Annotated in this window: 24 protein-coding genes; 11 read left to right on the top strand and 13 right to left on the bottom strand. The window is 65.2% G+C overall.

The genetic code is table 11. From position 1 onward, the window contains the following. Positions 1–15 precede the first annotated feature (15 nt). Together MESAU_RS14715 and MESAU_RS14710 are read right to left on the bottom strand one after the other, a co-directional pair. Positions 16–387: a hypothetical protein gene (locus MESAU_RS14715; protein WP_140617912.1), complete on the bottom strand. Its 372-nt coding sequence runs from the start codon at positions 385–387 to the stop codon at positions 16–18. After that, positions 308–904 (bottom strand): YdaU family protein, encoded by a 597-nt coding sequence (locus MESAU_RS14710; RefSeq protein WP_245263008.1) that lies wholly within the window; start codon positions 902–904, stop codon positions 308–310. The genes MESAU_RS14715 and MESAU_RS14710 overlap by 80 nt, the downstream gene beginning before the upstream one ends. Positions 905–1,015: 111 nt before the next feature. Between MESAU_RS14710 and MESAU_RS14705 the strand changes: the two genes are divergently transcribed. Then, a complete protein-coding gene (locus MESAU_RS14705) occupies positions 1,016–1,297 on the top strand; it encodes a DUF982 domain-containing protein (RefSeq protein WP_015316819.1) in 282 nt (93 codons plus the stop codon). Between the two features lie 93 nt (positions 1,298–1,390). Then, positions 1,391–1,693 carry a DUF982 domain-containing protein gene (locus tag MESAU_RS14700; RefSeq protein ID WP_041163778.1) on the top strand — a complete coding sequence of 101 codons (303 nt, stop codon included), beginning with the start codon at positions 1,391–1,393 and terminating at the stop codon, positions 1,691–1,693. A gap of 117 nt (positions 1,694–1,810) precedes the next feature. Here MESAU_RS14700 and MESAU_RS14695 read toward each other — a convergent pair whose 3' ends face one another. Continuing rightward, positions 1,811–2,449 (bottom strand): GcrA family cell cycle regulator, encoded by a 639-nt coding sequence (locus tag MESAU_RS14695; protein WP_015316817.1) that lies wholly within the window; start codon positions 2,447–2,449, stop codon positions 1,811–1,813. Positions 2,450–3,029: 580 nt separating this feature from the next. Between MESAU_RS14695 and MESAU_RS14690 the strand changes: the two genes are divergently transcribed. Continuing rightward, positions 3,030–3,725, top strand: a complete 696-nt coding sequence (locus tag MESAU_RS14690; protein ID WP_041163394.1) for an XRE family transcriptional regulator — start codon at positions 3,030–3,032, stop codon at positions 3,723–3,725. Between the two features lie 156 nt (positions 3,726–3,881). Here MESAU_RS14690 and MESAU_RS14685 read toward each other — a convergent pair whose 3' ends face one another. Further along, the gene (locus MESAU_RS14685; protein WP_015316815.1) at positions 3,882–4,184 is read right to left on the bottom strand and encodes a hypothetical protein; all 303 of its coding nucleotides are present in this window, start codon (positions 4,182–4,184) and stop codon (positions 3,882–3,884) included. Between the two features lie 182 nt (positions 4,185–4,366). On the opposite strand from MESAU_RS14685, the gene MESAU_RS14680 reads away from it, so the two are divergent. From MESAU_RS14680 to MESAU_RS14665, 4 genes are all read left to right on the top strand, one after another. Beyond that, the gene (locus MESAU_RS14680) at positions 4,367–4,729 is read left to right on the top strand and encodes a hypothetical protein (RefSeq protein ID WP_015316814.1); all 363 of its coding nucleotides are present in this window, start codon (positions 4,367–4,369) and stop codon (positions 4,727–4,729) included. A 102-nt stretch (positions 4,730–4,831) separates the two neighbouring features. Next, positions 4,832–5,458: a hypothetical protein gene (locus MESAU_RS14675; protein ID WP_015316813.1), complete on the top strand. Its 627-nt coding sequence runs from the start codon at positions 4,832–4,834 to the stop codon at positions 5,456–5,458. 8 nt (positions 5,459–5,466) lie between these two features. After that, on the top strand, positions 5,467–5,910 hold the full coding sequence (locus MESAU_RS14670; RefSeq protein ID WP_245262987.1) for a hypothetical protein: 444 nt from the start codon (positions 5,467–5,469) through the stop codon (positions 5,908–5,910). Positions 5,911–6,070: 160 nt separating this feature from the next. Continuing rightward, positions 6,071–6,643, top strand: coding sequence for a hypothetical protein (locus MESAU_RS14665; protein ID WP_015316812.1), 573 nt, complete (start codon positions 6,071–6,073; stop codon positions 6,641–6,643). Positions 6,644–6,688: 45 nt separating this feature from the next. Here MESAU_RS14665 and MESAU_RS14660 read toward each other — a convergent pair whose 3' ends face one another. From MESAU_RS14660 to MESAU_RS14640, 5 genes are all read right to left on the bottom strand, one after another. Beyond that, positions 6,689–8,026 carry a hypothetical protein gene (locus MESAU_RS14660; protein ID WP_015316811.1) on the bottom strand — a complete coding sequence of 446 codons (1,338 nt, stop codon included), beginning with the start codon at positions 8,024–8,026 and terminating at the stop codon, positions 6,689–6,691. Positions 8,027–8,138: 112 nt separating this feature from the next. Continuing rightward, positions 8,139–9,155, bottom strand: a complete 1,017-nt coding sequence (locus tag MESAU_RS14655; RefSeq protein WP_015316810.1) for an ABC transporter permease — start codon at positions 9,153–9,155, stop codon at positions 8,139–8,141. Next, complete coding sequence (locus tag MESAU_RS14650; protein ID WP_051041351.1) at positions 9,152–10,738, bottom strand: sugar ABC transporter ATP-binding protein; 1,587 nt, start codon at positions 10,736–10,738, stop codon at positions 9,152–9,154. The genes MESAU_RS14655 and MESAU_RS14650 overlap by 4 nt, the downstream gene beginning before the upstream one ends. 112 nt (positions 10,739–10,850) lie before the next feature. Beyond that, on the bottom strand, positions 10,851–11,798 hold the full coding sequence (locus tag MESAU_RS14645) for a substrate-binding domain-containing protein (RefSeq protein WP_015316808.1): 948 nt from the start codon (positions 11,796–11,798) through the stop codon (positions 10,851–10,853). Positions 11,799–12,061: 263 nt separating this feature from the next. Further along, the gene (locus MESAU_RS14640; RefSeq protein ID WP_015316807.1) at positions 12,062–12,622 is read right to left on the bottom strand and encodes a dienelactone hydrolase family protein; all 561 of its coding nucleotides are present in this window, start codon (positions 12,620–12,622) and stop codon (positions 12,062–12,064) included. Positions 12,623–12,762: 140 nt separating this feature from the next. On the opposite strand from MESAU_RS14640, the gene MESAU_RS14635 reads away from it, so the two are divergent. After that, entirely contained in the window at positions 12,763–13,461 is a 699-nt protein-coding gene (locus MESAU_RS14635; protein ID WP_015316806.1) for a RibD family protein, read from the top strand. Positions 13,462–13,479: 18 nt separating this feature from the next. Here the strand turns inward: MESAU_RS14635 and MESAU_RS14630 are convergent, their stop codons facing one another. Continuing rightward, on the bottom strand, positions 13,480–14,364 hold the full coding sequence (locus MESAU_RS14630; protein ID WP_015316805.1) for an SDR family oxidoreductase: 885 nt from the start codon (positions 14,362–14,364) through the stop codon (positions 13,480–13,482). Positions 14,365–14,454: 90 nt separating this feature from the next. Between MESAU_RS14630 and MESAU_RS14625 the strand changes: the two genes are divergently transcribed. Then, positions 14,455–15,303, top strand: a complete 849-nt coding sequence (locus MESAU_RS14625; protein ID WP_015316804.1) for a helix-turn-helix transcriptional regulator — start codon at positions 14,455–14,457, stop codon at positions 15,301–15,303. Between the two features lie 136 nt (positions 15,304–15,439). Here MESAU_RS14625 and MESAU_RS14620 read toward each other — a convergent pair whose 3' ends face one another. Further along, positions 15,440–15,736 (bottom strand): DUF1236 domain-containing protein, encoded by a 297-nt coding sequence (locus MESAU_RS14620; RefSeq protein ID WP_015316803.1) that lies wholly within the window; start codon positions 15,734–15,736, stop codon positions 15,440–15,442. A gap of 961 nt (positions 15,737–16,697) precedes the next feature. Between MESAU_RS14620 and MESAU_RS14615 the strand changes: the two genes are divergently transcribed. Beyond that, on the top strand, positions 16,698–16,925 hold the full coding sequence (locus MESAU_RS14615; protein ID WP_015316800.1) for a hypothetical protein: 228 nt from the start codon (positions 16,698–16,700) through the stop codon (positions 16,923–16,925). Between the two features lie 61 nt (positions 16,926–16,986). On the opposite strand, the gene MESAU_RS14610 is transcribed toward MESAU_RS14615, so the two are convergent. Then, positions 16,987–17,226 carry a hypothetical protein gene (locus MESAU_RS14610; protein ID WP_015316799.1) on the bottom strand — a complete coding sequence of 80 codons (240 nt, stop codon included), beginning with the start codon at positions 17,224–17,226 and terminating at the stop codon, positions 16,987–16,989. Between the two features lie 281 nt (positions 17,227–17,507). Here MESAU_RS14610 and MESAU_RS14605 point away from each other — a divergent pair, with 281 nt between their 5' ends. Next, a complete protein-coding gene (locus tag MESAU_RS14605; RefSeq protein ID WP_015316798.1) occupies positions 17,508–17,729 on the top strand; it encodes a hypothetical protein in 222 nt (73 codons plus the stop codon). Between the two features lie 99 nt (positions 17,730–17,828). Here the strand turns inward: MESAU_RS14605 and MESAU_RS14600 are convergent, their stop codons facing one another. After that, positions 17,829–19,745 carry a diguanylate cyclase gene (locus tag MESAU_RS14600; RefSeq protein WP_015316797.1) on the bottom strand — a complete coding sequence of 639 codons (1,917 nt, stop codon included), beginning with the start codon at positions 19,743–19,745 and terminating at the stop codon, positions 17,829–17,831. Between the last annotated feature and the right edge of the window lie 92 nt (positions 19,746–19,837).

Below are 19,837 nucleotides of genomic sequence, written 5' to 3'. Positions count from 1 at the left end.
AGTGGTGGCCAATTCTCAGTCGGCTCTGGCGTGGCCGAGGGCGTCCCCCTCTCCGTCCCGGCTTCGCCGGGCCACCTGCCCGCCGCTTCGCACAGGCGAGGAAACCAGGCCGGCGCCCCTCCGCGCCAGCAACTCCCGCATCACCCGCCGCTCGCGCACTTCGATGCAGAGCTGCGCGCTCGAAGGACAGAACTGCGCGTTGCAACTCCTCACCTCGCCGCGCACGAAGCGCTGGATGGCGGCCTGCAGGTCGCCCAGTTCGGCATCCCTGATCGCGCCGAGGTAGCCGCGCAGTTGCATCTCGACGTCAGTCAGGGCGGATTGCGGGAAGCAGGAGAACATTGCCGCCAGCGCCTTCGTTGCCTGCTGCAGTTCGGCCGTGGTCATATCCGCGGATCTCCTCGATGATGGCGTTGGCGGCGTCCCCGTGGGTTTTCGGCCTGGTCCAGCCCGGCGGCTTTTTGAGCCGGCCCGGTCTTTCGCGCCCTTCGCGCGCTGAAAAAGCCGAAGCTTTTTCCATCTGGTTTCTGGACTCTGGAGAATGCCGCGTCAAAACATCGGCATTTGCTTGGGTATGCGCCTTTGTTTTCAAGGCGGTGGCGGCTCCGCCGCGCGCGCCGGCGGCCGCTCTCGCCTCGCTCTTGAGCCGCGCCTTGCGCAGCTCCTTCGTCAGTCTCTTGTGTCCGATCTCGTCGCCCTCGCGCTCGAAGAAGGCGAGCAGCTCGGCACTGATCGCGCGCCATCGCTTCAACGGCAGGCGCGCCACGCGCGCCAGCCTCGCGTCATCCTCGGGCAGGCTTCCCCCGGCGTTCCACATCGCCATCAGCAGCAGCATGTAGGCGCCGATCTGCTCGGTCGAGAGTTGCAGCGTGTCGCCGACGAAATCGGAGACGTAGAGCTGCATGAAGGGCCGTTCGCTCATGCCGCGCACCACCTCGTTCTTACAGCCGCGCTAATGGAACCCGCCGCCGGTCCGGACGTTGTGACGCGTCCATGCCCAAGGGGAGGATTGCCCATGACGGCTTTCATGCCGGTGACCCTGCGTTTCTGCGACAACAAGACCATGCTGGTCGGCTCGGTGGCCGATGCGGCGATGGCGCTTCGTCACCAATGGCCCGACAAAACCGCGCCGGGCTATCTCGAGGCGGCACGGCTCGTCCGGCTCGCGGTCGAGGGTACTTGCTGTCCGCGGCCCGCCTTCGAGGCCTTCCGCGAGGCGGCCAGGCAACAAGGCATATTGGTGGCCAAGCCAAGAAGCCGCGCACATGAGTGGCTCGACGCGGCAGCGAGCCCCTGAGACGGCCGCGATGCAACCGGCGGCAGGCCTTGTGCGTTTATGAGCGTCGGCTCGAAAGCCGCGCCCGCACCGAAGGTGAATGCCGTGGGTACGATGAAGACCGGAGTGCCGCTCAAAGTCTGCCTGGACGGCCATGTCGAGGAGATCGAGACTGTCAGCGAGGCCGCCGATTTCCTGCAGCGCTGGCCGATCGAGCGGCGGGGCCACGTCTATCGCAGCGCCCTCAACGCCTGCAGCGCCGCCATCGCGGCGCAGATCTCGCAATCCGATGCAATGAAAGTGTTCACCGGCTTTGCCCGGGTTGCCGGCATTCTGGTTGCCGGCGGCGGCCCGGCGACGATGCTGGAGCGACGGGCGGTGCAGCCGCCCAAACAAGGGCGCCAGATGCCGAAATAGCGGTGCGGCGCGATAGGCGTTCACGGTAATTCTCCCGGTATTGGCGGCGATCGAAACTGGTGACGGCGGCGTGAGAAGCGCCTTTTCCTCCATTCAACGGGGAGAAGGGACCGAGCTTCATCCGGCTTCGCAAACAGGGCGGTGAAAGCGCGCCTGATGATAGCCGCAGTAGCTTTTCAACGCCGTGGTGCGCATGCCGCAGCACAGCATGTCCTGGCCGGGCCGTCCGCCGGGCTGACCATTTTTAGCATCTTCCTCCGGCGCTGGGTCGAGCGGAGCACGGCAGCGGGTGAACAGGCAATCGATGAAGCGCATGGCCACGCCATGCGGCTGCCGGCCGATAGGACCGCGCGGCGACGCCGGCACCTTGAAGCGGTAGGTTTGCCCATCAGCGATCAGCACGCCCGCCTCGCGTTGGAAAAGCCGTGGCCGGACGGGCGAAGGGGCCTGCTTCGGCCGCACGGCCGGTGTGCTCCCCGGCTGCGGGATGGCGCCGGCACGGCTCGTTGGAGGTTCCGCCTTGGCGGCTCGGCTCGCCGCCGTGGCCATCGCCGTGCCGGCCGCCGACGGGCCCTTGCCATTGGCGAAGCCGATCGCGCCCAGCATGGCATTGCGATGGACGATGCCGATAATGGCGTTGCGCGATACTGGGCTGCCGCGCTGTGCGCTGAACGCCGCCGCGATCCTGGAGGCCGAAAGCCCATCCCCGAGCCAGGCGGCAATCGCCTGCAATTCGCTGTCACTGTAGCTTACCATGTCCGTCTCCATTGCGCGGCCAGCGGCCGCCGTGGACGGCGCCGTCAGGCAAGCGTGGGGTTTGCCCGCGGCCGTCATGGGCGCTGTCGGGCCTGGTCGGCCTGTCGGCCGCTGGGATTGCTGTGCACGAGCCGGCTCTCAGCCTCGCCGGGCGACCTGCGGCGAGGCGCGCAAGCCGCGCCCGCGCCAGGTCTCTATCGGGGGGCCGAACCAGCCCTGCCCGTCATCGGCTCGTACAGGATCTACGGTGCCGTTCTGCGTGCGACAGGCAACACCCGCGGCCGGGTCGAATGGGGGGCCGGAGCCGCGGGGAGCGGCGGCTCCGGCCGTTCCGGCCGCCGGGAACGGGCGGACCGGACGCAAGGCCGATGCACCAAGGCAATCGGCTTCGCGCTTCGCCCCGGCCGGGGAGGTGGCGGCCGGGGCGGAAGGGAAAGGGCAGGCCGGCAAGGCCGGTCTGGAGGTGCTGTCGACTCTGAGAGGGTTGAGCTTTTGCATAAGTTGATATAAGCATAACTCAAAAACTCATGCAAGCCATTCTTTCATGGACGAAAGCAGGACTTGCCGGTCACATGAGGCCATGGTGAAAACGCAACTGTCGATCAGGGTCGGGGCCGCGATCCGCCAGGCACGCAAGCAGCGTGGCCTGGTCATGCGCCACATCGCCGAGCACAACGACACCGATGTCGCCGCCGTCGGCAACTGGGAAACCGGGCGCAACCTGCCCAAGACCGAGAACTTGCTGAAGACCGCCGCCTTCCTGCGCGTCGACCCCGTGGCGCTGGGCCAAGGGCAGGTCGTCTTTCTCGACGATGCCGGCCCAGTGGCGGACGCCGAGATCGTCACCGACGCCGGCCCGCTGCCGGCCGGAGCGATGGACATTCCGGTGCTGGGCGCCGCCGTCGGCGGCGACGACGGCGACTTCACCTTCAACGGCGAGCCGGCAGGATACGTGCAGCGTCCGCCAGGGATCCGCAACCTGCCGAGAGTATTCGCGCTCCATGTCCTCTCGGATTCCATGGTGCCGCGCTACGAACCCGGCGACATGATCTATTGCGGCGGCCGCGACGCGGTGCCGGGCGACCATGTGGTGATCGAGACCTTTCCCGACGAGAACGAGAAGAACGGCAAGGCCTTCATCAAGAAACTGGTCCGGCGCACGGCGGGCGAGCTGGTGGTCGAGCAGTACAATCCGCCCAAGACGCTGACCTTCAATCGCTACGCCATCAAGCACGTCTGGCGGGTGATTCCGCTGAAGGAACTGCTGGGATACTAGACCGGGCCTGCGTGGCGTGGGCTATCGCCCGCGAGCCACGATAGCATTCAGCGTCAAGGACAACACCGTGACGGTCTTGCAAGCCTTTCACGGCGGTCGAGACGTTGCCCTCTTCGACGAAGACACGTTTGCTGACGCCTTAGGCAGCCGGCGCCCTCAAGCCCGCCTCGACCCCTCCAGCGGCACGTCGCGGCCGCTCAGCATGCGCGCTTCCGAGCGCACGCGCTGGCGCTCGTCGATGAAAGCGGCCTGGATCGAGATCGCCGTGCCAGGCAGCCCGTCGGCCCGGCAGGCCGAGCAGACGATGCGGCCCGACAGCGCGGCCAGCGGCGTGCTCCCATTCACACCGAAGCGCTTCAACTGATCGGGCCGCCACCACCTGTTGCGGCCGCAATCGGCGCACTCGACCGACAGCGAGGCGACCTGCGCGATCACTGCTTCCCTGCCTGGCAACGCCATCACTTCTCCGTCCTTTTGTTCGTGCTTTGTTCCTATCTTCCCGTGTTTCGAAGCAGGAGTCGAGTCGCAGTTTCCAAACTCCTCCAAAAGTCTCCCTTCTATGTACGTTTGAGTTATGCTTATATCACACTTGCAAATGTGAGTCGGCGCGGGATCACCTCGCGCCAGATCCGGGAGCAAGAATGGATGCCGCCGATTTCGCCCGCGCCTGCGGCTACACCGGCGACAGTCCCGCCTTGCTCGAAGCCTTCGAGGCGATCCGCCGCACCGGCATCGCGCAGGCCCGCCTGGATCATTTCAGGCGCAAGGCCGTCATCGACGAGTTGAAGCAGGCGGAGCCGCTGTTCCTGGCCGCGATCGACCCGGCGCTGTCGGCGCACGAAGCCGTCGAGGATGCAGCCCGTTTCATCGCCGGCTGGCGCAACATGCCGCGCTGGCGCCAGGAACGGCGCCTGGCCGACCTTGCCAGGGCGAAGCAGCAGCGGCTCGTGGCGCGCTTCTTCCGCCGTTTCGGCCATCGTCTTTGGGCACTTGAAGCAGCCTGAGGCCCGAGCACGGCTGGACCGAGCCATTTGCGGTTTCAATCCCTGATTTTTCTTTCTAGATTGCGCCTGGGGTGCCTGTTCGTTCGACGCACATAATTTGGAATGTTCAAGACTGCCCGCTCAAAAGTTCAGACCTGGATAACGGCCGGCGGGGGAACCATTGCCGCCTTGTTCGTCGCCGGCCTGATGGGGGCATTCGGCGCCCTGCCCGCCCATGATCCACCACAATTGCCGCCAGACGCCGTCATCGAGGCCGGCCGCTGGCGCCTGCAGCCGGTGCGCGCCTATGTCGGCCATGCCGGGGTCCACGGCGTGCCGCTGAAGCCGGGCCAGAAGGCACTGGTGCTGGAAGTCGACATGACCAACCGCACCGCGCAATCCGACAAGGGCTATTTCAACGTCTTCGCGCCGGACGGCGTGATCCTGTCCGATCCCGTGCCGATGATCGTGTTGACACGCGATTCCACGATGACGCCGGAACTGCATCCCGGCATGACCGAGCGCATGGCCTATGTCTGGCCGCTTGCCGGGGACGCCGCCGTGCCGGCAAGCCTCGCCTTCGGCGTCACCGCCGAGATCTTCAAGCCGCGCGACAATCTCTATGGCACACCAGGCTGGTACAACCCCTACCGGCTCGGCACCGTCACCTTGCCGGTCGCCGACCTGCCGGCGGCCGGGCAGTCGCAGAGTGGGCAGTCTCAGAGTGGGCAGCCGGAAAGCGGCCCATGAGGATACGCGTGCTTGGCAATCTCGCGATCCTTTGCGCCACCGTGGTGCTGAGCTACGGCATGCAGATGACGAAGCCGCACTATGCCGACCTCACCGCACCTATCCCCATCAATGGTTCGATGCATGACACGGTGCGCGCGCGCAGCTTCGCTGTCAGCTTGGACAAGGTGATCTTCGCGCGCCAGCTCAAGACCAATCAGTTCGGCCAGGAGAAGCTTTTGACGACCAGCGGCCTATGGGCGGTGGTAACAACAAACCTCACCGCGACCAGCACCTCCACCGCGGTCGCCGACGGCTTCTGGCAAGGCCCGACCGGGCTGCGTTATCACCAGACGGAGCGGCTGGGCTACCGCCCCGACATGCCGCCGCACGGCGTCGATCCGGGCCTGGACAAGCGTAGCCTGTTCGTTTTCGAGGTACCACCAGACCAGATCCGCGGCGCAGGCTGCTGATATCGGCGCGCCAGTTCGGCCCGCTCGACGCGCAGGCCCGCATCAGCCTCGACGCGCTGCCGACCCGCGCTGACGGCCAGCCGGCCGACATCCTGCCGGAATTCGACCTCGACGGGGCGCCGGGCCTGACACCGCAGGACAAGACACCGCAGGGCAAGACATGAGCGCCGTTTCGACAGACACCCCGACCGTGGACCGGCAATCCGAGCGACGATGGCGCCGGCGCGGCTTGATGGCGCTCGCCATCCTGCTGCCGCTGACACTGGCCGAGACCAGCCATGACAGCGTCCGCGAATGGCTGCATGGCGAGGACCTTATCGCCAGGGATGTCGAGTTCGGCCAATCCGTGCCGTTCGGCGGCAGCGGCTGGAAACTGGCCGATTTGCGCGGCGGCAAGGCCGGCCGCCTGCCCAACCACGCCTTCGCCGTCATCGCTACCTTCACCGTGACCATTGGCGACCCAGACCTGCAGAAACAATGGCTGGGCTGCAAGCTGATGCTGACCGACGCCGCCGGGCGCCGATGGCTGCCCGATTTCATCAGCGGCGTCAGCCTGCCCGACGGCGTGATGAATTGCGCTTCGGCCATCTTCTCCGGCGCCAAAAAAGGCGATGTCATCACCGTCGGCGACACCTTCATCGTGCCCGAGGACGCGGTGAAAACCATTCGCCCCGCCGTCGGGCTGGGCAGCGAACGGCCGTGGTATCTGCGTTTCCAGCGGCCGCCGAAGTGACAGCGCCCCAGGCTCGGCTCTGCAAGGCCGGCGCCAACAAATCCTCTACTTCCGCGCTTCGACAGTCCCGGTCACCCGCTTGGGCAGCGAGAACGCCGTCTCCAGCACGGCGGCGAGAAAACATATCCTGATCGGCTCGATCAAAATGCCGGTGGAGGAATCCTGGAACGGGCTGCCGAACAGCAGCGTCAGTCCATGGGAGAAAATCTGGCAGACATCGAGCTCGTGCGGGCCAATCAGCCGCGTCGCGCCAAGCCACAGCCAGGCCGCGCCCCAGTCGAGCAGGCGGTAGCCGACGATCAGCGTGCACAAAAGCACCAGGCTGGAACTCACCGTCAGCCGCACGCCATTGGCGATCGGCAGGTAGCGCGAACGGTAGCCGGCGATGAAATGCTCGACGAAATCGCGCAGGAATTTCGGCAGTCCGGCATAGCGCCGGCCGAACCGCTCGACGCGGCTGTCGACCCGCATCAACGCCGCGTCGTCGCGCACGTCATAGCCATAGATCAGCGCCGCCATCACCAGCCAGATCAGCGGCAAAAGCATGTAGAAAAACAGATTGACCGCTACCGTCGAGGGCGTGATCGAGGTGATCTCGACCGGCACCACAGATGCCGCGCTCGTCGCCGTTACAGATGCGGCGCTCGTCGCCGTCACCGGGCTCGCCAGCCCGTCGATGGACGCCTGCAGCACAGACCAGAGATTGCGGCTCATCAGCCAGTGCAGCGCGCTGTCTTTCCAGCGGCTGATGACGTAGAGACCGACGAAGATCCAGTTGGTCTCGCAGATCACCACCACGATCTGCCAGAACGACGTTGCTCTCGTCTTCGTCTGCATGAACTTGGCCAACCGGCGGATCAGCCATGACACGGCGACCGAAATCAGCAGCCAGCGCGAATCGAGCACGTCGAGCACATTGCCGCTCTGGCCGAAATCGGCCTGTTCGAGCGAGGCGCGCGAATATTGGCGCACGATATCGCCGAGGAACCCCCAGGCGGCGTAATAGGCAAAGAACGGCAGCAGCGCGATGGTGATCATGCGCACCAGCCGCGAGCCGCGCCGGTCAGTACCTCTCGCCTCCTTGCCAGCGACTTCGCTCTCGGAGGCCGCGGCCTTGTCCGCGCCGCGCTGCGCGGCCAGCACATTGGGCAGGCCCGGCCGCAGCACATGGAACATCGCAACCGTCACCACCAGCTGCGCCAGCGCCACCAGCGTCAGCATGGCAAGCCCGGCGAAATGGTTGGCGAGCGCCACCCTGGCAGCCAGCTGCAGCAGGAGATCGCCGGCCAGCACCCCGGCCAGCACCAGCGCCACGAGCTGCGGCCAGAAGCGCCGCAGCAGCGAAAAACTCAAGCTGATCGGCCCGATGATGTCGGCAACCATGAGATTCTTTCACGCTGCCCCGCGCGAAGCTTTCTAGCAAGGCGCGGATGTTTTGCAAGAAATGGGGCAGCTTCCTGGCAAATGGCTAGGGTGAGCGCACAACCTCTCGCTGCTATCGCCTCACCCGCGACTTCAGCCAGCGGTCGAACGCCACCGCCAGGATCAGGATCAGCCCGATGACGATGCTTTGCGTGTAGGACGAGACGTTGTTGAACTGCAGGCCGTTCTGCAGCACCCCGATCAGGGCAGCCCCCACCACCGTGCCGCCGACCGAGCCGATGCCGCCGAACAGCGAGGTGCCGCCGATGACGACAGCGGAGATCACCGTCAATTCGTAGCCGATGCCGGCGACCGCTTCGGAAGAATTCAGCCTGGCCGACAGCACGAAGGCGGCGAGCCCGGCGAAGAAGCCGACGATGACATAGACCGAGACCAGGATACGGTCGACCCGCAGGCCGGACAGCCGCGCGGCCTCGGCATTGCCGCCGACGGCATAGACGGCGCGGCCATAGCGGGTGTAGCGCAGCACGATATGGCACAGGATGGCGGCGATGGCGAAGATGATCGCCGGCACCGGCACCGGACCGATCAGTCCCGTGCCGAACCAGCGCATCGAGGCGTCGAAGCCGGAGATCGGGCCACCATTGGAAATGGTCAGCGTCAGCCCGCGGAATACCGTCAGCCCACCCAGCGTGACGACGAAGGGCGGCACTTTCAGTCTTGTGATGGCGAACCCCTGCACGCCGCCGGCGAGCGCACCGACCACCACAGCGGCCAGCAGGGCGGCGAACCAGCCAAAACCTTGCGTGCCTGACGTCGACAGAGACAGCGTGTTGGCGGTGCCGCCCTTGGCGACCACGGCCGCGACCATGCCACAGAAGGCGAGCAGCGAGCCGACCGAAAGATCGATGCCGGCGGTGAGGATGACGAAGGTCATGCCGAGCGCGATCAGCCCGGTAATCGAGATCTGCCTGGTGATGTTGAACAGGTTGATCGGATCGATGAAGCTCGGCTTCAGCACGGTGAAGACGATGACCAGCGCCGCCAGGAACAGCAGCGGCCCAAAGCTCATCAAAAGCCGCGCGATCGTCACGCCGCCGCGCTGGCTCTGTTCCTCGGCGATGCTCATCGTGCCTGCCCCTCCGCGTCCTGTGCCGCCGCATCCTGCCTGTCGAGCGCCATCAGTTCCATCAATCTTTCCTCGTTTGCCTCGACGCCCGGCATTTCGCCGGTGATGCGCCCCTTGCGCATGGTGACGATGCGGTCCGACACCGCCAGCACCTCGGGCAGCTCGGACGAGATCATCATCACCGCGATGCCGCGCGCCGCCAGCTGCACCAGGATCTGATGCACCTCGGCCTTGGCGCCGACATCGACGCCGCGCGTCGGCTCGTCGACGATCAGCACTTTCGGGTCCCGCGCCAGCCAGCGCGCCAGGATCACCTTCTGCTGGTTGCCGCCCGACAGGCCCTCGATCGCCTGCTCGGCCGAAGCCATGCGGATCGACAGCATCTTCCTGAACCCCGACAGCGCGTCGCGCTCGCGCCCCTCGGCCATGAAGCCGAAGCCGTTGCTGAAGCGCCCGAGGGAGGCGACGGAGAAATTCGGCAGGATACCAAGTGCCGCGAAGATCGCCTGGTGCTTGCGGTCTTCCGGCACGAGCCCAATGCCGAGCGCGATGGCGTCGGCCGGCGATGCGGGCGCGATCTGCTTGCCGTCGAGCGTGATCGTTCCCGCCGCGATGCGGTCGGCGCCGAAAATGGCGCGCGCCAGCTCCGTGCGGCCAGAGCCGACGAGGCCGGCAACGCCGAGGATCTCGCCCGCCTTGAGGTCGATATCGACACCGTCGAGCACGATGGCGTGCGGCGCTTCGGGATCGCGCACGGTGCGCAAGCCCCGAACCGACAGCACCACATCGCCGGCCGCCGCGCGTTGCGCCGGACGGGCGTAAAGTTCGGAAGCGGCGCGGCCGACCATCTTTTCGATGATGGCGGGCAATTTGACCGGCCCACCCTGACGCTTGAGATGTCCCGCCAGCCTGCCGTCGCGCAGCACCGTCATGCGGTCGCAGATGGCGGATGCCTCTTCCAGCCGGTGGGTGACGAACATGATCGCGACATGGTCCTTGCGCAGCCGGTCCATGATCGACAGCAGCCTCTGCACCTCCGTCTCGGTCAGCGCCGAGGTCGGCTCGTCCATGATGATCAGCCGGCTTTTCAAGGACAACGCACGGGCGATCTCGACCAGCTGCTGCTCGGCCACCGACAGTGCCGACACCGGCGTCATCGGATCGATGGTAAGGCCTACACGGGCAATGATGGCGCGGGAATCCTGTTCCATCTTGCGCCAGCTCACCAGCCCGAGCCGGCCGATCGGCGCGCGGCCGATGAAAATGTTCTCCGCCACGGTCAGCGTCGGGATCAGGCTGAGTTCCTGGTAGATTGTGACGATGCCCAGCCGCTTGGCCTCCTGCGGGCTCGCCGGCTGGTAGTCGGCGCCGTCGAAGGTGATGCGGCCGCCGGACGGTGGCATGACGCCCGACAGGATTTTCAGAAGCGTCGATTTTCCCGCGCCGTTTTCGCCAAGCAGGCCGAGGATTTCGCCGGCGCGGACATCGAGCGAGACATCGCTCAGCGCGGTCACCCCGGCAAAATGCTTGGTGACGCCCTCGACGGCAAGCAGGATCGGCGATGCGGCTTCAGACGGAGACAAGGGTGGCTCCTTGATGCGGTTCAGGCTGCGCTTGAACACCCCCCTCTGTCCGGCAGGACAGAGGGGGGTGCTGTCCTGCCCGCCTCGCCAATCGGCCGATGTCCACCCGCCCCTACTTCGTCTCGCTCAACCTCTCCGCCTTATCGAGATTGTCCTTGCCGATGACGATCGGCGTCAGCAGCACCAGCTTCTCCTTCGGCTCGGTCTTGTCCTTGGCGTAGGCGACCGCGATCTGCACGGCGGTGCGCGACTGCTTGCCTGGGAACTGTTCGACCGTGCCGGCGAGCTTGCCGTCGCGCACTGCCACCAGCGCTTCCGGCAGCGCGTCGAAGCCGTAGATCTTGACGTCGCTGAAATTGCGCGCGGCACACGCTTCGAGCGCGCCCAGCGCCATGTCGTCATTGGCGCAGATGATGGCGTCCGGCTTGCCGTTGGCGGCAAGGCCGGCTTCCGTCACCGTCAGCGCCTCGGCGCGGGCGAAGTTGGCGGTCTGCTCGTAGACGATCTGGTACTTGTCCTTCAGCGGATCGAGCACATTGTGCACGCCCTTGTTGCGGTCGATCGCGGGACCCGCGCCCGGCTGGCCTTGCAGGTGGAACAGCTTGGCGCCATTGGGGAACGCGGCCACCACGGCCTGGGCTTCCGCCTCGCCGCCCTTGACATTGTCGGCGCCGACATGGGCCAGAATGCCCTGGACACCGTCGACGCGGCGGTCGATCGTCACCACGGGAACGCCGGCCTTCACCGCTTCCTCGATGGCTGGCGCCAGCGCGTTGACGTCGAGCGGCGAGATGACGATGGCGTTGACCTTCTGCACCAGCGCCGCCTCGATGTCGGCGGTCTGCTTGGTGGCCGAGTTCTGGCCGTCGCTCTCGGTCAGGTTGACGCCTTGCGCCTGCGCTTCGGCCTTGATCTCGTTCAGCATGTGCACGAAGAACGGAAAGCCGAGACTGGGCACCGAGCCCAGTATGGTGAGTTTGTCCTCGGCGAAAGCCGAGCGTGCGGCGAGCATCATGGCGCCCGCGGCCACGGACGTCATCAGGAATTCGCGTCTGTTCATGGGTTCCTCCTCCACAGAAGCGCACGGCCCCTAAAAACCGGGACCGGTTTCAGGAAGGATCATGCGCCGGTTAAAGTGTTGGAGCATCCTCCTTGCGCCAAGAACGCATGCCGCTCCAGCTGACCGCCGCCTAAATTCCTCCGATCGGCGTCAACAAGAGGATGCTAACCCAGGGTCAACCATTTGTGCAACATCGATATAACAGCCAGGACAGCAACTTGTCGGAATTGTCTGAATTTTGGACTCTTCGGTCCGAAGGCCTTCTACGTCAGGAACGCCAAGGAGCGGCTCCAGAGCTGCGCGGCCGCCGTTGCATTGTAATCGGACAGTGCCGGGTCGGAAAAATAATGTCCCGCGTTTGGATAGCGGAAAACCTGCACATCCGCTCTCGCTGCCTCCGCGCTTTCCTGCCAGGCAGTGACGTCGGGCTCGGGGAACAGTGGATCGGTGTCCGCGACATGCAGTTGGATGGGCAAGCCGGGTCGTGTGTTGGCAGGCACGGTCGCCAAACCATGCAACAGCAGAACACCCGCTGCCAGCGGCCGCGACTCCCAGAATTCCGCCACCACGCCGGCTCCCATCGAGATACCCGCCAGCACCGCATCCCCCGGCGTCGAGGCCAGAGCCTCTCGCGCCTTCAGGCAGATGGCACCCCAGCCGATCCGCGCCTTGATCGCGAAACCTTCATCCAGATCATCCGTCGCCGCACCCTGATAAAGATCTGGCAGTGCGACCGCATGGCCGCAGACGCGAAGGCATTCCGCAAGATGACGCTCGATCGGGCGAAGGCCAAGAACCGAGTGAAACAGGATGATGTCCGTCATGCACCGGCCCCTAGGTCGCGCAGATCCAGTCATTTTTTACCTGCCGGGGCGTGCAGCCTCAAGGCACACCGCATCGGCTTCCATTTTCCCGGTGCGCCACTACCTTTGGGACGGCCAGGCCGACGAAATGGAGACACCATATGAAGCCGCGCATCATCTGCCACATGCTTGCCTCGCTCGACGGCAGCCTTCATCCAAGCCGCTATACTGAAAGCCCCGACGGCAGCCGGGCGGAGTGGTCGGGCCTCTATGAAAAGATCCACAACGACCTCGAAGGTGACGCCTGGATCGTCGGCCGCGTCACCATGGCCGAGATGAGCAAGGCCGCCGCGCATCCGCCCGAGCATGTGGGCAAGGTCGATCGGCCGCATCATTTCGCGCGGCGCGACGCGGGCAGCTTTGCCGTGGCGCTCGATGCCTCGGGCAAGCTGCACTTCGCCAAACCCGATATCGGCGGCGACCATGTCGTGGTGCTGCTCGGGTATGATGTGGCCGACAGCCATCTGGCCGAGCTCGCCACTGACGGCGTGTCTTATATCGTGTCGCAAACGCCCGGCATCGATCTCGCCGCCATGCTGGACGTGCTCGGGCGTGAGTTCGGCATCCGCCGCCTGCTGCTCGAAGGCGGCGCCGGCATCAACGGCTCCTTCCTGGCGGCGGGGCTGGTCGATGAACTCAGCGTTCTCATTGCTCCCGCGCTCGATGCGCGGGCGGCAAACCAGGGCTTTGTCGAGTTCGGTGAAAGCGGCCTTGCCGACAAGGTGCGGTTGTCGCTCAAGGATTGCAAAGCCCTCGCGCACGGGCTCGTCCATTTGCGCTACGCCGTCACCCCGGGCTAAGGCCGCCTCTTACGCGCCTCAGTATCGCATCGCGTCCAGATCGGCGATCAGCGTCGGGCCGGTCGGACGCCAGCCGAGCCGTGCCTGGGTCAGCGCGCTGGACGCCGGCAGGTCCATGGGGGCGAACATCGCCATCCAGCCGAAATGCTCCGCCGCCCTTTCCGGCGCGATCGAAACCACCGGCAGGTTCAGTCCCCGGCCAAGCGCCTCGGCGATCGCGCGCACCTCGACGCCTTCCTCGCCGACGGCGTGATAGCGCGCGCCGGGCTGTCGCTTTTCCACCGCGAGCCGGTAGAGACGCGCGGCGTCCGCGACATGGCCGGCCGAATAGCGGTTGCGGCCCTCGCCGACATAGGCCGAGATGCCCTTCTGGCGCGCGATCTCGATGAGCGGTGAAATGAGGCCTTGCTTGAGCGTGTTGTGGACCTGCGGCAGGCGCATCACCGACAGGTTGATGCCGGCCTCCAGCAACGCATTCCCGGCGAGTTCCGAGGCGATGCGCGGATTGGGGTGATCGGGGTTGAAGACATCCTCGACGGCCAGTTGGCCGTGGCCGGGACTGCCCATGCCGACGCCCGAGGTGATCACCAGCGGCCGGTCGGAGCCGGCGAGTGCCTGGCCGAGCGCGGCGATGACACGGCTGTCCTTTTCGCAATTCTCGGCGAACCGCGAAAAATCATGGTCGAACGCGGTGTGGATCACGGCTTCCGCCTCCGCCGCGCCGTCGCGCAGGCCTTGGGGATTCTCGAGGGTTCCCCGATACACCTCGGCGCCGGCGGCGGCCAACGCCTCGGCACCGGCATCGGAACGGGTGACGCCGACGACCTGATGGCCGGCCTGAAGAAGTTCGGGAACGATGGCCGAACCGATGAAACCGGTCGCGCCGGTTAAAAAGATACGCATGCAAAATCTCCTGCACAGTTGCCTGCGTACTATCGCTGCTCTATTATTCCATTAAAGTAGTGATCTTATCATGGTATAATGGCTAACAGGATGTCCAACACTTCCGCCGGTTCGCTCGCGGCATTCCTGAAAGACAGACGCACCCGGCTCGACCCCTCATCGTTCGGCTTTTCCGGGCGCAGGCGCACGCCGGGACTGCGCCGGGAAGAGGTCGCGCAACGCGCCAACATCAGCCCGACCTGGTACACATGGCTGGAACAGGGACGCGGCGGCGCACCTTCGGCCGACGTGCTGAACCGGATCGCCAAGGGCCTGCTGCTGACCGAGGCCGAGCGCGAACATCTTTTCATGCTGGGGCTCGGGCGCCCGCCCGAGGTCCGCTACATCGGCGCCGACGGCGTCAGCCCCAGGCTGCAGCGCCTTATCGACACGCTCGAGGCAAGCCCGGCCCTGATCAAGACGGCGACCTGGGATGTCGTCGCCTGGAACCGCGCCGCGCAAGTCGTGATGACCGATTACAGCACCTTGCCCGCTGGCCAGCGCAACATCCTGCGGTTTATGTTCCTGAGCCCCACCATCCGCGCCAAGCAGCACGATTGGGAGAACCTCGCCCGTTTCGTGGTCGGCGCGTTCCGGGCCGATGCGGCGCGCGCCGGCGCGGTGTCAGAGGTCGCCCAACTGGTGGAGGAGCTTTGCAGCGCCAGCCCGGAATTCGACGCGCTGTGGCGGGAAAACGACGTGCTCAGCCATGGCGACGGGACAAAGCGCCTGAAGCATCCCGAACTCGGCGACATTGAACTCGAATATTCGGCTTTCGCGGTGGATGGCCGGCCGGATCTGAGCCTGACCGTCTACAACCCGGTGGACAGCAAGGTCGCCGACCGGATCCGCGATCTCGCCCGGCGGCACAAGGAGCGAGAGCTGGACCTGTCGCGTTGACTCTGGATCCCATTCAAGGCGGCGTTCGCACACCCGTTCAGCTTGCGCAAGGTCGGCATCCACCCACGCAAATCTGATTGTCAGGCAACGCATTTGCACGGTGGCCCGCCGCCAGCCGGCAGCGGGCCAGGCGCCGCTACTGGATGATCTTGACGATCTTGCGGGTGCTTGGATCCACGATCACGGTCCGGTCGTCGACGACGGTGTAGCGATACTTGACGTTGGGGACTTCGTGAAGCTCGACGGTATCGGGCAAGGCCGTGCCGACGTTGAGTTCCACGCCGGGAACCTTGACCGAAGCCAGCGGCTGCTTATGCACATACTCCTTGATCACTGTTTCCTGCTCGGGCTGGATGACGACGTCCTCGGCAGCGGCTGCGCCGACACCTGCGAGCAAGAGAACGGCGGCTACGGCGGCAAGATCTTTTTTCATGAGTACCTCCATCTGAAACCTGCACAGCACAACATTGTCACCGCGCTGCCGGATCGAACTTCAGGCATGATTGAATGTTCCCGGCTTGGGCTTCGGTCCGGCCAGCACCGGACTTAGGTCCCATCGAAAAACGCAATAGTCCTGCCGGCGCCGCCGCCGGGAACGGCCGTCTTTCACGCTCGTTGTTCGCTGCAAGTTCATCGCAGTAATCCGACCGATGTCGGGCACTGCGGGTGTGTTTTTGCGAATTGGCGCAGCTACGTCCCTTCCTGCGCCAATAGGGTTCGCTCACTGCTTCAGGCGGTGAGCGAACCCTAAACCCTCGGCGTCAGCCGATAAGTGAGGAGGTTTGATGTTCAGCGACAAGGAAACCCGCCTTATGGAGGCGGCGCTGGTGATGGCGGTCCCGTTGTCGGCCTTGATCGCCGTCCTGCTCGTCAGCCTTACTTTGAACTGGTAGCAGCCCTTGCTGCCTTTATCGCCAATCGTGGGGTCGAGTTGAGGCCATGGGACAACAGATCCGCCCATACAATCCCAACCTGACCATGCTGGCCCGATCTGACCATGCTAGCCGCCAAAGGGAGGAGAATCGCGCCTTTGTCGCCGTGGAGCAAGGCGGACGGTACCGGCGCGCTTTCCGCCACCCCGCTGATCGGGCCTTGCCCTCGCTGCGCAACCAGCGCTCACCGCTGCCCGTGGAAATCGCGGTCCGTTTGTGACCCTTTCAGAAAGGAGCCCGGCCTGCTTTGGCGGAGGGCTCGGCACGTTGCGAGCAGGCCGGGCTATGCTCCGGCTGCCACACTTGGCGGAGGCTCGGGCCGGTGCAAAGGCAGGTTGTGCGTTTATCGCTCGACCCGCAACTCGGACTGAAGTCCTGCGAACCAGGCGCATTGGTCCCAAACATTGAACATAGTTTGCTGGCGCTCGTTGCCGAGAGGGACGCGTGAATTGGAGAAGAGCAATGCAGCTTGGTGAGATCATCGCCAACACCTTGGCCATCCTCTTGCTGGTCTGTTTTCTCGCCAGCACATTCTTCCTTTTCGGAAAGCCATTGTGGCCGGAGCAGCATGCCCGCATGATCATCATCGTGCCGGTTGACGCGATGGCGACAGCCTCGACCAGCCGCAGTGGCCCACCTGTGTTGCCAGGCACCTTCGACACCGGCCTTGCCCATCCAAGGCCGTCCTGATGGGCATCGGCGATGGTGAGCCGACCCTAGCCGGCGCTATCGAGCGCTGCTCGCGGCAAGCCTAGTCGAGCTTCTGGATGCGCCCTTTGTCGAGACGGAACACGCCATCGTTCCCGCCTTGTTGCTCGAAGTCGGTCTGCAGCTCATCCCAGATACCAAGATATCTGCCGCACTCGGCGCAACTGATCCGCGTCGATGGTGTCGCATCGGCCGGGATTTGCAGGCGGATGGTGCCGCAAAAGGGGCACTCCAATCGGTGATCGAGATATTCGCCAGGGCGCGTCTGTAGTAGCCTGCGCACAGCTTCCTCCTGGATTTGGGTGGAAGCAGGATGATCGCTCCCAAGCGCCCACGTGTCTTCGCGTCGCGGACGGCCTTTGACAAGTTACGCCAGCCATTGGCGGGGTCAATAAACAAAGACATGACTGCCAATCACCAGCCCAATCCTGGAAGCGCGGCGGCCGCGGCATCTCCAGGCAGACGCCTGACCCCGGCAGCGAATACTGCTTCACGAACGGCCCGGAACCAAACCACCCGGCAGCGGTTTCCCAATGGAAGGGACCGCAAACCACGGAAGCAGCAATGGAACTTTTGACCTTGGAACTTGCCAGGGCGAGGCAGCGACTTAACCGGGCGGAACTCGCCCTTGAACGCGCAAACGCGATGCTGGACGAAGACTGTGGCGTCGGTATCAATCTGCGGCTTTGTGACAGGATAAGATCCGCGCAACAACGCGTCGGCGAAGCGAAGGCTCGTCTTGTGAAGCTCGATCGCGCCAGCACGGATTCAGTTCACTCCGGCTGAAGCTTACGCGCCACCGAGAGAGCTTCCCGCCCGGACCCTCGTTCAGGCAATCGCAAGCTCAGCCTTGATCCAAATCCACCGGCAGTGGCCTTGCAAGTCTCATATCTTGCGCCGGGAACCGGTCGAGCGTTGGTCGCTGAGATGCGGGCGCCAGCCATGCACCCGGTCCCGCCCGGCGGCCTTGGCGCCGTAAAGCGCCTCGTCGGCGCGTCTCAGAAGATCGGCAATCTCCATCGCGGCGCCGTCCGCATCGAGGGTGCTCACCCCAATGCTGACCGTGACGATACCCTTTTCGCTGCCGGCATGCGCCATGGCAAGCTCGCGCACCTTGCTCCTGAGGGTCTCGGCGATGACGAAGGCGCCCCGGGCGTCGGTCTCCGGCAGGATGAGCGCGAACTCCTCGCCGCCGTAGCGGGCCGCCGCGTCGGCCGGACGGCGGGCAGTCGCCTGGATGCAGCGGCTCACGGCGCGCAGGCAATCATCGCCCGCCGGATGGCCGTAATGGTCGTTGAACCGCTTAAACCAGTCGACATCGATGATCACCAGGCTGAGCGGCGCCGCATTGCGCCTGGCGCGCGAGAATTCGCGCGCCAGCGCTTCATCGAAGGCGCGGCGCGTCCACAGTTCGGTCAGCCCGTCGCGGTGCGCCAGAAGGTTCAGCTTCTCGTTGACGGCCAGCAGTTCGGCCTCGACCTGCTTGGCCTCGGTGATGTCGGAAAACACGCTGAGGCTGCCGCCGTCGCCTGTCGGCCGGGTGCGTACGTCGAGCCAGCGGCCGTCGGCGAGCCGGACCTGGCGGTGGCTGACAAGCTTCTGCGAGGCCATGATGCCGTCGATCCAGCCCTCGACCGCGTCTGGCGGTGTGGTCCCCTCGCCGCGCGCCGCCGAGGCGCGCAGGATGTCGCGATAGTCGGCGCCGGGCACCCTCATCTCAGCCGTCTTAGGAAACATGGCGCGATACTGGTCGTTGCACAGCACCAGCCTGCCGTCCGGGTCGAACATCACCAGACCGTCGGCCATGTGTGTCAAGGCGTCTCCGAGCCGGACCCGACTTTCCGCCAGCTCGGTCTCGAGCTGCTTGCGCGCCGTGATGTCGCGATTGTGCGTGATCAGGCCGACGACGGCCCCGCTCCTGTCGCGAAAGGGCGCCTTCAAGGTCGCCAGCCAGCCTTCGGTTCCATCCTCGTGGTGAAGGTGCTGTTCGATGGTGGACGAGACGCCCGACGCCAGCACGGCAAGCTCGTCCTCGCGGAAACCTTTCGCCGTCTCGCGCGGATAGAAGTCGAAGTCCGTCTTGCCGATCAGCGCCTTGGCGTCTGGCGCCTGCATCAGTTCGGCCGTTGCCGGATTGGCCGCGATGAACCGCCCGTCGAGGTCCTTGACGTTCAGGCAATCCGGCAGCGTCTCCACCACGGCCTTGTAGATGCGCCGCGACTGCAGCGCCTCGAGGCGCCGCCGCTCCTGGTAAAGCGTAAGCCCCGACAGCACCACCGAGACGAAGATGAGCAGGGAGGAAGGCAGCGCAACCTTCGGCAGGACTGTTTGCAGCACATCCCGCGGCAGGACGCTGAGGCCAAGCAGCGACGCCGCCGCTGCCGCCGCGCCGAGGGTCATGATGTCGACCATGGTGGGCCGGCGGCCCCTAAGGGCAAGGTTTCCGGCAACACCGACCAGCATGGCGGCCGCGATCCCCACCGCGCCGGCGAAGGCGCCGATGCCACCCTCAAAAGTCCGGAACGCACCGGCCATAACCCCGGCGACGACGCCGGCGACGGGACCGCCGAAGAAGCCGGCAACGGCAATCATCGTCGCCCTGAGATCGGCGAGCACGCCAGGCTGCAGCTGCATTGGTGTGAGCATCAGGATGATGGCTCCGGCGCCCATCAGCAGGCCGAAGGTCGCCGCCTTTACGGCGGGCGCCCAGCGGTCCAGCCACACATGGGTGTGGATCCAGACCGACACGAACATCGCCACGACCGCCAGATTGGCCAGCAATTCGGACCAGGGCGAACCCATTGGGCGCCTTTCCTGTTACCGGGCTTTCGCCGTACCGCCTCCTCGATAGACCCTCAATGACAACAAAGTGTTACATCAGGGATTGCCTTTGG

Source organism: Mesorhizobium australicum WSM2073 (genome assembly GCF_000230995.2).
Taxonomy (GTDB): domain Bacteria; phylum Pseudomonadota; class Alphaproteobacteria; order Rhizobiales; family Rhizobiaceae; genus Mesorhizobium; species Mesorhizobium australicum.
Note: the sequence above shows the minus strand (reverse complement) of the source record. Positions and strands in the feature narration are given on the sequence as shown.

Bases quoted from the DNA above. Each gene is read 5' to 3' on its own strand.
- MESAU_RS14640 (WP_015316807.1), bottom strand. From the start codon at position 12,622: ATGACGGACATCATCCTGTTTCACTCGGTTCTTGGCCTTCGCCCGATC.
- MESAU_RS14615 (WP_015316800.1), top strand. From the start codon at position 16,698: ATGCAGCTTGGTGAGATCATCGCCAACACCTTGGCCATCCTCTTGCTG.
- MESAU_RS14705 (WP_015316819.1), top strand. From the start codon at position 1,016: ATGACGGCTTTCATGCCGGTGACCCTGCGTTTCTGCGACAACAAGACC.
- MESAU_RS14695 (WP_015316817.1), bottom strand. From the start codon at position 2,449: ATGGTAAGCTACAGTGACAGCGAATTGCAGGCGATTGCCGCCTGGCTC.
- MESAU_RS14600 (WP_015316797.1), bottom strand. From the start codon at position 19,745: ATGGGTTCGCCCTGGTCCGAATTGCTGGCCAATCTGGCGGTCGTGGCG.
- MESAU_RS14625 (WP_015316804.1), top strand. From the start codon at position 14,455: ATGTCCAACACTTCCGCCGGTTCGCTCGCGGCATTCCTGAAAGACAGA.
- MESAU_RS14675 (WP_015316813.1), top strand. From the start codon at position 4,832: ATGTTCAAGACTGCCCGCTCAAAAGTTCAGACCTGGATAACGGCCGGC.
- MESAU_RS14665 (WP_015316812.1), top strand. From the start codon at position 6,071: ATGAGCGCCGTTTCGACAGACACCCCGACCGTGGACCGGCAATCCGAG.
- MESAU_RS14605 (WP_015316798.1), top strand. From the start codon at position 17,508: ATGGAACTTTTGACCTTGGAACTTGCCAGGGCGAGGCAGCGACTTAAC.
- MESAU_RS14620 (WP_015316803.1), bottom strand. From the start codon at position 15,736: ATGAAAAAAGATCTTGCCGCCGTAGCCGCCGTTCTCTTGCTCGCAGGT.
- MESAU_RS14700 (WP_041163778.1), top strand. From the start codon at position 1,391: ATGAAGACCGGAGTGCCGCTCAAAGTCTGCCTGGACGGCCATGTCGAG.
- MESAU_RS14660 (WP_015316811.1), bottom strand. From the start codon at position 8,026: ATGGTTGCCGACATCATCGGGCCGATCAGCTTGAGTTTTTCGCTGCTG.
- MESAU_RS14635 (WP_015316806.1), top strand. From the start codon at position 12,763: ATGAAGCCGCGCATCATCTGCCACATGCTTGCCTCGCTCGACGGCAGC.
- MESAU_RS14710 (WP_245263008.1), bottom strand. From the start codon at position 904: ATGCAGCTCTACGTCTCCGATTTCGTCGGCGACACGCTGCAACTCTCG.
- MESAU_RS14680 (WP_015316814.1), top strand. From the start codon at position 4,367: ATGGATGCCGCCGATTTCGCCCGCGCCTGCGGCTACACCGGCGACAGT.
- MESAU_RS14685 (WP_015316815.1), bottom strand. From the start codon at position 4,184: ATGGCGTTGCCAGGCAGGGAAGCAGTGATCGCGCAGGTCGCCTCGCTG.
- MESAU_RS14655 (WP_015316810.1), bottom strand. From the start codon at position 9,155: ATGAGCATCGCCGAGGAACAGAGCCAGCGCGGCGGCGTGACGATCGCG.
- MESAU_RS14645 (WP_015316808.1), bottom strand. From the start codon at position 11,798: ATGAACAGACGCGAATTCCTGATGACGTCCGTGGCCGCGGGCGCCATG.
- MESAU_RS14630 (WP_015316805.1), bottom strand. From the start codon at position 14,364: ATGCGTATCTTTTTAACCGGCGCGACCGGTTTCATCGGTTCGGCCATC.
- MESAU_RS14715 (WP_140617912.1), bottom strand. From the start codon at position 387: ATGACCACGGCCGAACTGCAGCAGGCAACGAAGGCGCTGGCGGCAATG.
- MESAU_RS14690 (WP_041163394.1), top strand. From the start codon at position 3,030: ATGGTGAAAACGCAACTGTCGATCAGGGTCGGGGCCGCGATCCGCCAG.